Source organism: Mycobacterium paragordonae, from assembly GCF_003614435.1.
Taxonomy (GTDB): domain Bacteria; phylum Actinomycetota; class Actinomycetes; order Mycobacteriales; family Mycobacteriaceae; genus Mycobacterium; species Mycobacterium paragordonae.
Map to the genome: position 1 here is coordinate 142,007 of NZ_CP025547.1, position 15,307 is coordinate 157,313.

The window sequence follows — 15,307 nt, forward strand, 5'->3', positions numbered from 1 at the left end:
TGGACATACGTCCAGACATATGTTCATATAGTGCATCGTCCCTGTCACACCGCAGAGAGCCATCAGCATGATTTCGTTCGAATTCACCCCTGATCAGGTCGCATTTCAGAAGACCCTCACCGACTTCTCCCGCAAAGTCCTGCTCCCCGGCTACCGTGACCGTGCCGCGTCCACCGAGTTTCCGTTCGACATCCTGCGCCAGCTCGGCGAGCTCGGCGTGCTGGGGATCGGGCTGCCGGAGGAATACGGCGGCACCGGAGCCGAGGACCCGGTGACGCTCGGACTGGCCACCGAGACGCTTGCCTACGGAGATGTGAACCTTGCATCCGCGCCGGTGCAGGTCGGCCTGATCGGCTCGCAGCTGATGCATGGGACCGAAGAAGTCCAACAGCGCTATCTGCCGGCGATGATCGAGGGCCGGGAAAACGTCGCGATCGCGCTGACCGAACCCGGCTCGGGCTCCGACGCCGGCGGAATGACCACCGTGGCGAGACCGGTCAAGGGCGGATGGACGCTGAGCGGGGAGAAGACCGCGATCTCCTGGGCCATGCACTCTTCCGCCGCGCTGGTCTACGCACGTGAGCCAGGCACCACTGGCGCCAGGGGCGTGAGCTGCTACCTGGTACCCCTCGACGCGGACAAGGTCAGCGTGCACCACATGCGTGGCATGGGGTGCCTGCCGCTGGGGTGGGGCTCGATTCATCTTGACGACGTGTTCGTCCCGGCGTCACATCTGATCGGCGAACCCGGACGTGGATTCCACGCCGTGATGAGTCACTTCGACTTCAGCCGCGCCGCGCTCGGATTGTTGTGCCTCGGCGCCGCCCAGGCCAGCCTCGACGAAGCCGCCGTCTACGCGACTCAGCGGCACGCGTTCGGTAAACCCATTGCCGACAACCAAGGGGTTTCGTTCCTGCTCGCCGAGCACGCTACCTACCTCGAGGCCGCCCGCTGGCTGTGCTATCGCGCGCTCTGGCTTCGCCAAGAGGGCAAGCCACACACCGCACTCGCCTCGATGGGCAAGTGGTGGCCACCCGCGGTCGCCAAGGACGCCATCGAAGCCGCGATGAGAATCCACGGCAATCTCGGTTATGCCACCGAATTCCCGCTGCAGCAACGCTTTCGCGACGTGATGGCGTACCTTGTCGCCGACGGAACAGCGGAGATACAAAAACGCGTGATCGCGAAGGACATCCTGGCCCGCAAGAGCACATCATTCTGACCCAGACGTAGCGTGAGGCATGACAACCACGAGAACCGCCCAGAAACAGGGCCAGGCGCGTCGTGATCAGCTCCGCGGGCAGGTGTTGTCGATCGTGGAGCAGCAGCTGCAGTCAGGCAAGACGTTCGCAGAGATCAATGTCGCCGACGTGGTCGCCGAGGCCGGGATCTCGCGTTCGACCTTCTACGCCTACTTCGTCGACAAGTTCACCTTGCTACGCATTTGGTACGACGAGTTCACGCAGGTGGTTCTTGGCGCGGTGCAGGCTTGGTGGTCGCTGGACGGCACCGCGACCAAGGAGGACGTGCGCGCTGCTTTGGAACGGATCATGGACGCCTACCGTGCTCACCCCGAGTTGCTTGCCGCCACTCACGAAACTATCGGCAACGATCATGGGGTGCGCGAGGCGGTCGACGACGCAATGCGCCGTTACATCGACGGGCTGCGGACGCACATTGAAGCGGGGCAGGCCGGCGGGTTCATCGACCGGTCGTTGCCCGCCGCAGAAACCGCGTATTGGCTGCAATGGATGGCCGAACGTGGCCTGCACCGGATGTTGCGCACAGAGTCGGAATCGAGCCAGAAGCGGTTGGCAGAGGCGTACGCCGGCATTGTGTGGAACTCGCTTTATGCACCCGCCCGGCGCAACGGCAGATAGCTGATCTATCAGATGGGTTGCTACAAAGAGGAGTCGAAGTTATGCACGGATTCATCCGCGGCATGCCGAGCGTGACCACGGCGTCGAGGATCCCGCGATGACCGGCCGCGGACGGATCGTCTTCAACCGGTCGACCTGCGCTGGGATCGGACTGTGTGAGATGCACTCACCCGACGTGTTCAAGATCGACGACGACGGGCTGATGACTCCACAGGCTGACGTGGTCGACGCTTCCCGGAGCGCCGAGATGGAGGAAGCCGCGATGAGCTGCCCGACGCAGTCCATCCGGATCGTCGACGACGCGACGTCCAGCGATAACTCACGGTGATGTCAGTCCGATGGCCGAACTACCCGCGTCGGTGACCCAATGTGCCGAGCAGGCACGCGAACTGATGCGCGAGACCGCGGCGGTGCTCGGTGTGGAGGAGATCTGCGGGACGCCTGTCGATACGGACTTGCGCGGGGTAGACGCTGCGCTGTCGGCTGCTCGGCGCGGCTTGACAGAGCACCTCGAACTCGCGGCGTTGTCGCCGCAAGATCAGCCCGATCGTGACGTCGCTGCGCTGATCTTGCGGTTACAGCAGACCCAGTTGTCCGTCAAGGAAGCAATCCTGGCAGACCACAGCGATAAAGTTTGCGGCGCTAGGGAAGCCGTCAACAGGCTGCGTGGCGCGCTGTCGGCAGTGGACCTGGCCGAGCGCGCTCCGGTCGAGGTGCACCGGATGGGGTTCACCCGCGTGCTGTTCTCCCGGATACGGCACGGAACATGGTTCGCTTGTTCGGCTTTCGCCGGTGCGGACGAAGAACTCGCGCGGCGCATGGTCTCGGTGGGACTCGCTAACCCGCGACGTCTGAGCTGCCGATTGCCGGAGAGCGAGATGGTCCGCCGCGGCGTCCCCATTCTGGTACGCGACGCGCAATCCAACCCGCATGTGCATCCGGAATTGGTTGCGCTGACCAAGACCACGTCGTATGTCGCCGCGCCGGTGTTCTGCTGGGGAAAGCCGATCGCCTTCCTGCATGCTGATCGGGACAACCTTTCTTTCAGAGGTTATGAATCCGGCGTGCAACCATTCGACCGCGACGTGCTCGGGATGTTCGCAGCAGGCCTGGGTGTGGCGTTCGAGCGCAATCTGATGGTCGACCGGCTTGCGGCCATGCGGCAAGCTGCCGACGACCACTTGCGTGCTGCGAACACCCTCGCCGATGAGTTCACCCTTGAAGTCATGGACCTGGCCGAGCCCGCGACCAAGTCCAGCGAATGTCTGCTCAGCCTGGAGCCGGCCCAGCCGATGGCCGAACATCACGATCGCGAGGTATCCGGCGCCCTGACTGCCCGCGAAGCCGACGTGTTGCGTGGGTTGGCCGCGGGCATGACCAACGCGCAGATTGCGGTCAGCCTTGTCGTCACGGAGGGCACGATCAAGACGCACGTCAAGCACGTCCTGCGAAAGCTCGGAGCGGCCAACCGCACCGAGGCTGTGGCCAGGTATCACCGAATGCGCAACTCGTTGAGGGACGTATCGCCGACGGCTGGCTATCGGCCGTGACGTCACCGCGCGATGGGCTCGCTCACTCGATCGGCTCCAAGGACGTGATCCCGGCGCCGTTGTCGCCGACGGCAGTCGGCGTCGCCAAGGAAGCGCTGGCGCGGCTACGGTTGGTATTCAACAATTCCGAACTCGCCGAACGGATTCCAGGCGAAGTGCACCGAATTGGCTTCACCCACATCTTGTTTTCGTACATCCGGCAGAACACCTGGTTCGTGCGGTCCGCCTACGCCGCCGGCGACGACCAACTGGCGTACACGATGCTGCAAGTGGGTCGCGCGCATCCACGCAGGCTTCGCCGGCCCCTACCCGAGTGTGAAATGGTGCTCAGCGGATCACCGATCCTCATCGAGAACCCGCGATCCGATCCGCGGCTGCACTCCGCGCTGGTCGCAGTCACCAACCCGAAGGTCTACGTCGCGGCGCCGGTGTACGCGTGGCAGACACCGGTGGGTTTGCTGCACGCCGATGCGCCCACGGAGACCGGCGATGTCGATGTGGCCGAACGCGACCTGCTTGGCCTGTTCGCCGAAGGGGTCGGCGCCATCTTCGAGCGGAACCTGGTTCTGGAGCGCCTGCGCGCGATGCGCGGCGCGGTCGAAGAGCACACCCACAAGATCGGGGCACTTGCCGATGCGTTCGAGGATGAGCTGTGGGACAACATGGATCTGCGTGCCGACGCCGATCCGGCCGGCGGCGTGCAGGGCGTCTTTCAGCGGGAACGCAACATCATCGCGGAGCTGACGCTGCGGGAGAAGCAGGTGCTCCAGATGCTGGCGACGGGCAAGACCAACGCGCAGATCGCGGATCGGCTGTTTATTGCCGAGGGCACCGTGAAGTCCCATGTCAAGCACATCATGGAGAAGCTGGGCGCGAGCAACCGCACCGACGCCGTCCGCAAGTACCAAGCGTGGGACGCGGCACTGTTCTGATCACGATCAGAACCGGATCATTCCACGGATGTTGCGTCCTTCCAGCATGTCTCGATAGCCATCGTTGATGTCGTCGAGCGCGTACTCCCGCGTCACCAGCTCGTCGAGCTTGAGTTGACCGAGCTCGTACATCTCCAGATATCTCGGGATGTCGTGGTGCGGGTTCGACGAACCGAACAACGCCCCGTGGATGGACTTTTCATACAACGTCAGCTCGAAGAGCGAGGCGGTGACGTCGAGCGCGGTGGGATGGCCGATCGCTGTCACGATGACCTTTCCGCGTTTGCCGACCAGGCTCAGTGCCTCGCCGATATAGGCGCCCTCGGCCACATCGGTGGTGATCACACACGTCTCGGCCAGGCGTCCGCGGGTGAGGTCGGTCAGCAGCGGCAGTGCCTCGACCGCTGTGGCAACCGTGTGGGTTGCCCCGAACTCCAGAGCCCTCTGACGCTTGAAGTCCACCGGGTCCACCGCGACCACATACCGGGCGCCCGCGGCACGGGCTCCCTGGATTGCGTTGCTGCCGATACCGCCCACACCGAGCACCACCACCGCGTCGCCAGGACGGACTTTGGCGGTGTTGACCACGCTGCCGAAGCCGGTGGGAACACAGCAGCCCACCAGAGCGGCCCGATCCAGCCTGCTGCCGTGATCCACCTTCACCACCGACGCCATCGGGACCACGGTGTACTCCGCGAAGGTGCCAAGGACACACATCTGACCGACATCGTGCCCGCGGGAGTGGAAGCGGTAGGTTCCGTCCAGTTGCGGACCCTGTGCGATGGCGGCCCCAAGATCGCACAGGTTCGTCATCCCGCGCGCACAGTACGAGCAGCGGCCACACGTCGGCAGGAAGCTCAACACCACCGAATCGCCTTCCTCGACGCCGGTGACGTTCGGGCCTACGCCGGCAACGACACCGGCACCTTCGTGGCCACCGACGAAGGGAAACTGCACCGGGATATCCCCGGTGACCAAGTGGTAGTCCGAATGGCACAAACCACTGGCCGTCAGTTTGACCAGAACCTCACCGGACCGCGGCGGATCGAGTTCGACCTCTTCGACCTGCCATTTTTCCTGAAGACCCCACACAATCGCAGCTTTGGTTTTCATGGTGTGTCCATTTCGCCTCGATACGACCAACGGACGGGAACCTTGGGGGGCCACGTCGTGATCGATTAGCAGCCATGCTGTCGGTGCCAAGCAGCCTGCACATCTGCCAGAGGTGGTGTTTCTGCTATTCCGTCCGGGATACCCAGCCGGAACATACCCACTTAGTGGCAGCATTTTTGATCCCATCAGGCGATGTGCCGCCAAGTGCGCGGCCTTAGCGTCTTGTCCATCCGGCCCGCGAATCTTCGCCGGCTCAGACCATCGAGAGTTGAGGTACTACCCCATGACTACTGCGACGGAAGGTGTTAACACCAACCTGAATTCGCTGGAATTCTGGGCGCTGCCCCGTTCAGCACACCACGACGCGTTCCGGTGGCTGCGTGCGAACAAGCCGGTGAGCTGGAACGGCCCGCCTGACTCGCTGGACCCGAACCTGGACAACGCCAAGGGATTCTGGTCGGTGGTCAAACACGCTCACATTGCCGAGATCTCACGCAAACCCGAGGTGTTCAGCTCCGCTCAGGGCGTGTTCGTCGATGATTTTCCGCAGTTGGAGACGATGCTGTCGTTTATCGTGACGGACCCACCCCGTCACACTGAGATGCGCAATATCGTCAGCGTGGCCTTCACGCCTCGCAACATCGCCAAAATGTCCGACAAGATCGGTGGCATCGTCAAGGGAATCATCGACAACGTCGCCCCGTTGGGTGGCGGCGATCTTTGCCAGTTGATCACCAAGGAGGTCCCCGGCCGCGTTTTCGCCAGCATGCTGGGCATCACGGATGAAAACCAGATTCAGTACGTGATGGACGCGGCCGAGCAGTTCGCGTGCTGGAACGATCCCGAGTACGCCCACATCGGCTCCCCGTTGTTCGTGTTCGCCGATGCGTCACAGAAGCTGGCCACGCTCGCTCTCGAACTGGTCCCGGACCGCATCAAGAATCCCGGCGACGATCTGCTCACCTGGGTGGCCCAGGCCCAGTATGAGGGCCATAAGTTGTCCACCGAGGAGGTCGGGGTCTTCTTCTCGCTGTTGGCCGCTGGCGCGAATGACACCACCCGCCATGCCATGGCGCACGTCCTGACGCTGTTCCAGCAGCACCCGGACCAGCTCGCCTACCTGATGGAAGATTTCGAAGCCCGGGTCGACGACGCCGTCAACGAAGCGTTGCGGATGGAGCCACCACTGATGCATTTCCGCCGTACCGCGTTGCGCGACTACGAAATCGGCGGGGTGACCATAAAAGAGGGCGACAAGGTGGTGATGTGGTACGTCGCGAGCAACCGCGACGAGGACGTCTTCGACCGTCCCGACGTCTTCGACATCTCGCGCACGGCCAAGCACAACCCGCACCAGGCCTTCGGCGGTGGCGGACCGCACTACTGCCTCGGTCACATGCTGGGACGGGCAGTCCTCAAGGCGCAGATGCGCGAGATCTACAGCCGCATGAAGAATCTCGAGGTCGGTGAGCGCGAAGTCCTGCTCTCCAACTTCATGAATGGGGTCAAGCGGCTACCCGCGACCTGGACACCAGAGAAGCGCCCACCTGGCCAATAGTCCGCGATCGGCTATTCCTAAGCGCTGCTGCCTTCTTAGGCATGAGAACCCTGTAACTCACCTGAATTGGAAGACATGTCTGAACTGTTTCCCGACTACCGCTCGCGGTGGGAAACCGACGACCAGCGGCTGCTCCGCAAGCATGCGGCAGCGTTCTTCCGTAGAGAGGCCGCTCCTCATCAAGAACGCTGGGCCAAGCAGCATCAGGTTGACCGTGAGTTCTGGAACAAGGCAGGCGCCGCGGGACTGCTGTGTTTGGAGCTACCTGGGCACTACGGCGGTGGTGACGGCAATTTCGGACACGAGGCGGTAATTCAGTACGAGCTCAGTTTCTCCGGAGACTCGGCGTTTGGCTTCGGTGTGCATTCCACAGTTTCCGCGCACTACATCTACGCGTTCGGCGGTGAGGAGCAGAAGGCGCGCTGGCTGCCACGGGTGACGACAGGCGAGGCGGTGTTAGCCATCGCGATGACGGAGCCCGGTACCGGCTCGGATCTGCAGGCGGTCCGAACCAGCGCTGTTCGTGATGGAGGCGACTACGTGATCAATGGGTCGAAGACGTTCATCTCCAACGGATCCCACTGCGATCTGCTGATCGTCGTCGCGAAGACCGATCCGAACCAGGGCGCCAAAGGGATCTCGCTGTTCGTCGTGGAGACCGACGGGCAGAGTGGATTCGAACGCGGCCGGGTACTGCACAAAATCGGCCAGCATGGACAGGACACGCGCGAGCTCGCATTCACCGATATGCGGGTACCTGCGCGGAATCTCCTCGGTGGCGTGGCGGGGCAGGGTTTCTACCAACTGATGAAGCAACTCCCCCGGGAGCGGCTGAGCATCGCGATCGGCGGGGTCGCGATGGCCGAGGCCGCTGTGCTGGAAGCGGTCAAGTACGCCAAGGAGCGGCGGGCTTTTGGCAGGCCCATCCTTGACCACCAGAACACCAAATTCGTTCTGGCCGAATGCAAGGCGGATGTCCTGGCCGGTAAGGCCCTGGTCGATCACTGTATCGAGCGGTACCTGGAGGGCGCCCTCGACGCGGCGACCGCATCGATAGCCAAGGTGTGGGTGAGCGACATGCAGTGCAAGGTCATCGACAAATGCCTACAGATCTTCGGCGGGTACGGGTACATCATGGAATACCCCATCGCGCGGATGTACGCGGCCGCACGAGTGCAGAAGATCTACGGCGGCACCAGCGAGATCCTGAAGGAACTCATCGCCCGAGAGCTCTGACCATACTGAGGGAGTCACCGAATCCACCGGGATACTGGCGGCAAAGATTGTGCAGCTCAATCCATTCGACCACTCTTAACCGGCTGAAGGGCGGTAGCGATTTCCAGTCTTCGACCACGAGGCTATCCAGGCGATAGGGTCGGTATCATGGAGCAGCTACGCATCGACGCCAACGGCCTGACCTTCGCAGCGCTGGCCTGGGGCGAGCCGGACGGCACGCTGGCACTGCTGGTGCACGGCTACCCGGACACCGCCCACACCTGGCGCCACCTCGGGCCGGAGCTCGCCGAGAAGGGCTACCGCGCCGTCGCCCCGTTCACCCGCGGCTACGCGCCGACGGACCTCGCCCCCAACGACTCCTACCTGATTGCCGACCAAGCCGCCGACATCCTCGCGCTGCACACCGCCCTCGGCGGCGACGACAACTCCGTCCTGATCGGCCACGACTGGGGCGCGGTCGCGACGTGGGCGGTCACCGACCGCGAACCGGGCCGGTTCCGCAGCTATGTGTGCATGGCGGTCCCGCCGACCGCGGCGCTCCTCAAGCCCTTCACGAAGGTGAAGACCCTCCCCATCGGCCTGCGCCAATCGTGGATGAGCTGGTACTTCGTCTTCAATCAGCTGCCCGGTTCCGAGCGCAGCCTGGACCGTGTGATTCCCAAGCTCTGGCGCGACTGGTCGCCGGGCTACGACGCCCAGGAGGACATCGCGCACGTATTCCATGCCTTGCAGGACCCGGGCCGGCGGCGCGCTGCGCTGCGCTACTACCGCAACAATCTCCAGCACGGCCTGAAGGACACGTTCGCGATCGTCCCGAAAGCACCGGTCCTCTACCTCCACGGCGCAAAGGACGGGTGCATGCAGGCCGCGATCGCGGAGGCGTTCCCCGAAACCCTGCCGCCCGGCTCGCGCTACGAACGCGTCGAGGGCGTTGGCCATTTCATGCAGCTCGAGGACCCGCCGCGCGTCAACGCCCTGATCACGGAGTGGGTCGGCACGCCTCGTTGAGCGACTCGCCGTGCTCGTCGGCCAGCAACGGCCGCCGCGGCCAGCCTAGACCCTGACGGTCACGGGTTCTACGTTCCAGATGTCCTGGCAGTACTCGGCGATGGCGCGGTCCGACGAAAACTTGCCGCTGCGTGCGGTATTCAGGATCGACATCCGCGTCCAGGTCGTCGTGTCCAGCCAGGCGGCGCTCACCCGCGCCTGGCAGTCCAGGTAGGCGCGGTAGTCGGCCAGAACCAGAAACGGGTCGTGTTGGGTCAGCGACTCCACCAGCTGACGGAATACGGTGGTGTCACCACCGGAGAATCGCCCGTCGCGAATAAGTCCCAACACCACGCTCAACTCATCGTCACCTTCGATGTAGTCAGCCGGCCGGTAACCCTCGCGCTTGATGTGCTCGACTTCCTGCACCGTCAGCCCGAAGAGGAAGAAGTTCTGCGCGCCGACCTCGTCGCGGATTTCCACATTGGCGCCATCGAGCGTGCCGATGGTCAGTGCGCCGTTGATCATGAACTTCATGTTGCCGGTGCCGGAGGCCTCCTTGCCGGCTGTCGAGATCTGCTCGGAGAGATCGGCGGCAGGATAGATGAGGTGTGCGTTTTGCACATTGAAGTTGGGCACGAACGCCACCTTCATGTACCGGTTCACGTCCGGGTCGGCGTTCACCGTTTCGGCGACGGCGTTGATCAGCTTGATGATGCGCTTGGCCATGAAGTAGCCGGGTGCGGCTTTCCCGCCGAAGATGAAGGCCCGCGGCGGAATCTGTAGGTCGGGGTTCTGCTTCAGCCGGTGATACAGCGTGATGATATGCAGGACATTGAGATGCTGGCGCTTGTACTCGTGGATCCGCTTGACCTGAATGTCGAACAGCCAGTGCGGATTCAGTTCGACACCCGTCGTCGAGCGAACGTAGTCGGCAAGGCGCTCCTTGTTGGCGTGCTTGACCGCGCGCCACTGGTGACGGAACGCGGTGTCGTCGGCATAGGATTCGAGGTCGCGAAGCCTCTCCAGGTCCACCATCCACCCGTTCCCGATGGTGTCGTCAAGCAACTTTCGTAGCCCCGGGTTGGCGAGCGCCAAAAACCGGCGTGGGGTGACACCGTTGGTCTTGTTGCCGAACCGCTCCGGCCACAACTCGTAGAAGTCCTTGAGCACACTGGATGTGAGAAGCTCGGAGTGCAGCGCCGCGACGCCGTTGATCGCGTGGCTGCCCACCGAGGCCAGATGCGCCATGCGCACGTACTTTTGGCCTTCCTCACCGATCAGAGACATGCGCTTCACCCGCTCTACGTCCCCCGGGAAACGCGCGCGCACCTCATCCAGGAACCGGCGGTTGATCTCGTAGATGATTTCGAGGTGCCGGGGCAGGAACTCGGCGAACATCGGCAACGGCCAAGTTTCCAAAGCCTCCGGCAGTAGGGTGTGGTTGGTGTAGCCGAACGAAGCCACCGTGATCGCCCATGCCTCATCCCAGTCGAGATGCTTGTCGTCCAACAGGATTCGCATCAACTCGGCGACGGCGATCGACGGATGCGTGTCGTTGAGCTGTATCGCGCAATGCTCCGGGAGCGTCCGGGTGGGAAGGTGTGCGAGGTTCTCCAGGAGGTAGAAGATGTCCTGCAGCGAGCAGGAGACGAAGAAGTACTGCTGCAACAGGCGAAGCCGCTTGCCGACCTCGGGTTCGTCGTTTGGATAGAGCACCTTGGTGATGGTTTCGGAGGTGACCTCATCCTCGACGGCCTTCCAGTAGTCACCGGCGCTGAAGACGTCGAACTCGAACGACTCGACGGCAGTGGCACTCCACAATCGGAGCGTGTTGCACGTGTTCACGCCGTAGCCCTGAACCGGGGTGTTATACGGGAGCCCCTTGAACACCCGACGCGGCACCCAGCGCACGCGATGGCTGCCGGTGTCGTCGACGTAGTGTTCGGTGTGGCCGCCCCAGTTGACGAGATAGCCGAGATCGGGGGTGGGAATCTCCCACGGGTTGCCGTGGACCAACCAGTTGTCGGGCTTTTCGACCTGCCAACCATCGTGGATCTCCTGGTCGAAAATGCCGAATTCGTAACGGATGCCGTATCCGATCGCCGGACGCTGCAGGGTGGCCAGCGAGTCGAGATAGCAGGCCGCGAGCCTGCCCAGGCCGCCGTTGCCCAGGCCGGGCTCCTCTTCGGAGGCAAGGATCGTGTCGAGGTCCTGACCGAGCGTCGCGAGCGCCTCGCGCGCTGCCTCCTCGATGTGGAGATTCAGCAGGTTGTTCCCCAGCTGCGGGCCCATCAGGAATTCGGCCGACAGGTAACAAACCACTTTTCGATTGAGATCGAGAAAGGTCTGCGTGGAAGCGAACCACCGCTGCAGCAGGCGGTCACGCACGGCCAGTGCCAGCGCTCGATAGTAATGCGCCGGCGTCAAGACCGATGCCGGGCGACCGATGGAATAACGCAAGTGATCCAAAATGGCCTGTTGCAACGCATCGGCCTGCAGTCCGGTACGAACATCCACCACATCACCGGCCGCACCCAGCGTCATGTTTGGGTCTCCATCGTGTCCTTACTCCTGAGGTTATGGCGGGTATGGGTGAAGTGCAGCTGGCGAGTTCCAGGTCCACGTGACAGTGCAAGGGTGGCACATGCGTCCCTTTGCCTCGCAGGGGCGGGCCCGTGACATCAGCGCCGACGGTGGCGAACTCGAGGCGAACTCGAGGAGAAGCGTGGCTCCGTGGTCACAGGGGAGTGGCGGTGGCGCCGGCCCGCCCGCGATCAGCCTTGTCGAAGAATTGCTGGGATCGCTCCATCACGGAGGCGTTTCCGCCGCACAGCGCGTAGCCCCACATCGCTTCGACGCGCAACTGGTCATGCAGCGGGCGGCCGATGATCTCGAGCACCGTCTCCTTGGCCGACTCGATCGCGGACTGATCGCATCGCAGGATCCGCTGCACCAAGGCGTCGGTCTCCTCCATCAGCTTGTCGTGCGGGACCACTCGGGCAACCATGTTCGCGGTCAGCGCCCGCTCGGCTGAGATCGGCTCACCGGTGAGCAGCAGCTCCAGCGCCACGCCGACACCACAGACGTTGACCAGACGGGGGATCCCCCCGTCGGCCGGATGCATGCCGCGGCGTACTTCGAAGGTGCCGAACTGTGCACGCTCGGAGGCGATCCGGATGTCGCACGCCATCGCGAGCTCGACGCCGTGTCCGACGCACCAGCCGTTGATCGCGGCGACGATGGGCTTGGTGATGCGTGACAGCGGTCCCCGGGTGATCCCGCACAGACCGTCCTCGAGACGTTCGCGGCCGACCATCGGTCCAACGGTCTGCCATTCGGGCGCATGAGTTTTCAGGTCGGCACCGGCGGTAAACGCGTCGCCGGTGCCGGTGATGACCGCAACACGAAGCGCCGGGTCGTCACGGAAATCGCGCCACATCTCACACATCAGCTCGTGCGATTCGATGTCGATGGCGTTCTTGACCTCTGGGCGGTTGAGCGTGATGTAGGCGACCTCGCCGCGCTTCTCGTAGAGCACTTTGGCAGTCATGGTGGGCTCCTTTTTGATCAGTTCGCCGGGCTGGTGTCGAGAATGGCGGGTGGCGCAGACCGGTGGAATCCGTCGAAGGGGGTGTTGTGTTGCGCGGGCTGCAGTTGCCACCATCCCGGCTTGGCGTTCGGCGCTCCGCCGTCCACACGGATGCATGTCCCGGTGATGAAGCTGGCGGCCGGCGACAGCAGAAACACCACCGCGCCGGACACCTCGGCCTCGGTTCCGTAGCGCTGCAACGGGATTTCACGGGTGACCTGGTTGCGCAGGAAGTCGGTGTCCTTGGTGTCGTAGGTGTCCAGCCCGCTCGATGCGATGGAGCCAGGCGCGATGGTGTTCACCCGCACTCCCGATGCAGCCCATTCGGTCGCCGCGGACTCGCTCAGCGTCAGCATGCCGCCACGGGCGGCCGCCGAGTGCCCGAAATGCGGCCAGCCGTGCCAGATGTCGGCGATCATGTTCACTATCGCGCCGCCGTGCGACCGCATCCACTTGGTGTACACCTCGCGCATGACGATGAAGCCGCCGGTCAGGTTATTGCGCACCACCGCCTCAAAACCCTTGGTGCTGATGGTTTCCAGGGGTGCCCGGTATTGGCCGCCGGCATTGTTGAACAACCCGTCGATGCGTCCGTGTTCGGCAAGGATCGCATCGATGACGTCGCTCACGGCGGCTTCATCCCGGATGTCTGCGGCATGCACGGAGACCCTTCCGCCGTCGGAGCGGATCTCGTCTTGCACGGCGTGGAGTTTGTCTTGATTGCGGCCCACGATCGCCACGCCGGCGCCCAGCGCGGCGAGTTCGTGCGCGGTGCATCGTCCGATGCCGCTGCCGCCGCCGGTGATCACGACTGTGCGTCCGGCGAACAGGTCTGGCTTGAATACCGACTGATAGCCCATGGCTATTCTCCTAGAAGTTGTTGGCGCAGCGCCGCTTTCTGCACCTTTCCGCTCGCTGTTTGCGGCAGCGCGTCCAGCACATGAATCTCCTTGGGCACCTTGTATCCGGCGATGAGGCCGCGGCAGTGCGACACGAGCTCCGAGACGTCCGCCGGCCTATCGGGGTACGGGACGACAAAAGCCACCACCCGTTCTCCCCACTTTTGGTCGGGTGCACCGACCACGGCGACCGATTGCACCGACGGGTGCGCCGCCAGCGCGCGTTCGACTTCGGCCGAGTAGATGTTCTCGCCGCCGCTGACGATCATGTCCTTCAGGCGGTCGACGAGGAAGAGATTGCCGTCCTTGTCACGGATGCCGGCATCGCCGGTGTGGTACCAGCCGTCGACGATAGCCGCGGCGGTCGCATCGGGTTTGTTCCAGTAGCCGCTGAACATCCACGGCGAGCGAACCAGTACTTCACCCGTCGCGCCATCGGGTACATCGAATCCCTTCGGGTCGACGATCCGTAGCTCTACTCCGGGCATCGGTTGACCGCAGGATCGCAGCAGGTCCGGATTGTCCAGCCGGTGCTGTTCTGGGCGCAGCAGTGTGATGATGAAAGTCTCAGTGGTTCCATAGAACTGCACGAATTCGCAACCAAAAACCTCCAGCGCCTGCTGCAGGGTGTGCTGTCCGATCGGGGAGCCCGCATACAGGATTTTGCGCAACGACGAGAAGTCAGCCGGCTGTTCGGATTTGTGGTCCAACAGCATCTGCATCGCGGTGGGAACCAGGCACGTCACGGTGGGACGGTGTTCGGCAACGGCGAAGATGAAGGCTGCGGGGTCGAACGCGGGCAAGGTCGCCAAGGATGCCCCGTGGTAGAGCGCCGGTAGCGATACCAAGGTGCCGGCCAGATGGAAGTTCGGCATGACCGTCAGGGCGACGTCATCGGAGTTCCACTTCACAGACGGCTCCGTAGCTGCGGCGCGGAACCAATTCCGCAGGGCGCCATGCGTGATCGGCACACCTTTGGGCGCGGCGGTGGTGCCCGACGTATAGCCGAGCAGCGACGTGGCGCTGTCGGTCGGCGAAATGCCCGGGTCCGCGGAGCTGCCACGCGAAAACCACTGGTCCAGCTCGTCTTCGGGGATGATCTGCATGGTGATTTCCACGGCCTGGCGTACCCGTTCGGCAAGATCGGCGAATTCACGTCCTGCGAAGATCAGCGTCAGGTTCGCGTCTTGCGCGACCTCCACGAGTTCTGCGGCTGCGCTGCGCCAGTTGAGTGGTGCGAGCGCACGCCCCGCCTTGTTAACGCCCATCCAGATCTCGAAGAACGCGGCGGAGTTCTTGCCCAGGTAGCCGATGTGGGAGCCGGGCCGCACGCCCGCCGCCGCCAACGTATTGGCAATGCGGTTCGACCGGTCGTCCAGTTGCGCGTAGGTGACGACGCGACCGCGGTCGATCAACGCGGCCTTTTGTGGGGCGTTGCGCGCCCAGGCCCGAGCGATGTCGGGGACACATCGGATGTCTGGTACGACTGTCACCGCGCTCCTTGGACTAAGGTTATAATGGTCAGACCATAGTCCGAGGGAGATGACTGGTCAAGGGTCA

Annotated in this window: 13 protein-coding genes; 8 read left to right on the forward strand and 5 right to left on the reverse strand. The window is 63.4% G+C overall.

Going from position 1 to position 15,307, the window contains the following annotated elements; all coding sequences use genetic code 11:
• The first annotated feature begins 67 nt into the window (after positions 1–67).
• From C0J29_RS30865 to C0J29_RS30885, 5 genes are all read left to right on the forward strand, one after another.
• Entirely contained in the window at positions 68–1,222 is a 1,155-nt protein-coding gene (locus C0J29_RS30865) for an acyl-CoA dehydrogenase family protein (protein WP_084023465.1), read from the forward strand.
• A 19-nt stretch (positions 1,223–1,241) separates the two neighbouring features.
• Positions 1,242–1,880: a TetR/AcrR family transcriptional regulator gene (locus C0J29_RS30870; protein WP_084023466.1), complete on the forward strand. Its 639-nt coding sequence runs from the start codon at positions 1,242–1,244 to the stop codon at positions 1,878–1,880.
• Between the two features lie 97 nt (positions 1,881–1,977).
• Entirely contained in the window at positions 1,978–2,208 is a 231-nt protein-coding gene (locus tag C0J29_RS30875) for a ferredoxin (protein ID WP_084023467.1), read from the forward strand.
• A 10-nt stretch (positions 2,209–2,218) separates the two neighbouring features.
• Complete coding sequence (locus C0J29_RS30880) at positions 2,219–3,430, forward strand: response regulator transcription factor (protein WP_084023468.1); 1,212 nt, start codon at positions 2,219–2,221, stop codon at positions 3,428–3,430.
• Positions 3,427–4,362, forward strand: a complete 936-nt coding sequence (locus C0J29_RS30885) for a LuxR C-terminal-related transcriptional regulator (RefSeq protein ID WP_084023469.1) — start codon at positions 3,427–3,429, stop codon at positions 4,360–4,362. The genes C0J29_RS30880 and C0J29_RS30885 overlap by 4 nt, the downstream gene beginning before the upstream one ends.
• Before the next feature lie 6 nt (positions 4,363–4,368).
• Here the strand turns inward: C0J29_RS30885 and C0J29_RS30890 are convergent, their stop codons facing one another.
• Positions 4,369–5,475, reverse strand: coding sequence for an NDMA-dependent alcohol dehydrogenase (locus tag C0J29_RS30890; protein WP_084023470.1), 1,107 nt, complete (start codon positions 5,473–5,475; stop codon positions 4,369–4,371).
• Positions 5,476–5,758: 283 nt separating this feature from the next.
• Between C0J29_RS30890 and C0J29_RS30895 the strand changes: the two genes are divergently transcribed.
• From C0J29_RS30895 to C0J29_RS30905, 3 genes are all read left to right on the forward strand, one after another.
• Positions 5,759–7,033, forward strand: a complete 1,275-nt coding sequence (locus C0J29_RS30895; RefSeq protein WP_084023471.1) for a cytochrome P450 — start codon at positions 5,759–5,761, stop codon at positions 7,031–7,033.
• Between the two features lie 75 nt (positions 7,034–7,108).
• The gene (locus tag C0J29_RS30900; RefSeq protein ID WP_084023472.1) at positions 7,109–8,269 is read left to right on the forward strand and encodes an acyl-CoA dehydrogenase family protein; all 1,161 of its coding nucleotides are present in this window, start codon (positions 7,109–7,111) and stop codon (positions 8,267–8,269) included.
• Between the two features lie 147 nt (positions 8,270–8,416).
• A complete protein-coding gene (locus C0J29_RS30905) occupies positions 8,417–9,277 on the forward strand; it encodes an alpha/beta fold hydrolase (protein WP_084023473.1) in 861 nt (286 codons plus the stop codon).
• 45 nt (positions 9,278–9,322) lie between these two features.
• Here the strand turns inward: C0J29_RS30905 and C0J29_RS30910 are convergent, their stop codons facing one another.
• The 4 genes from C0J29_RS30910 to C0J29_RS30925 form a co-directional block, all read right to left on the reverse strand.
• Positions 9,323–11,803: a glycogen/starch/alpha-glucan phosphorylase gene (locus tag C0J29_RS30910; RefSeq protein WP_084023474.1), complete on the reverse strand. Its 2,481-nt coding sequence runs from the start codon at positions 11,801–11,803 to the stop codon at positions 9,323–9,325.
• A 193-nt stretch (positions 11,804–11,996) separates the two neighbouring features.
• Positions 11,997–12,809, reverse strand: coding sequence for an enoyl-CoA hydratase/isomerase family protein (locus C0J29_RS30915; protein WP_084023475.1), 813 nt, complete (start codon positions 12,807–12,809; stop codon positions 11,997–11,999).
• 17 nt (positions 12,810–12,826) lie between these two features.
• Positions 12,827–13,708: an SDR family oxidoreductase gene (locus C0J29_RS30920; protein ID WP_084023476.1), complete on the reverse strand. Its 882-nt coding sequence runs from the start codon at positions 13,706–13,708 to the stop codon at positions 12,827–12,829.
• Positions 13,709–13,710: 2 nt separating this feature from the next.
• Positions 13,711–15,240 carry a long-chain-fatty-acid--CoA ligase gene (locus tag C0J29_RS30925; RefSeq protein ID WP_162951661.1) on the reverse strand — a complete coding sequence of 510 codons (1,530 nt, stop codon included), beginning with the start codon at positions 15,238–15,240 and terminating at the stop codon, positions 13,711–13,713.
• Positions 15,241–15,307 lie beyond the last annotated feature (67 nt).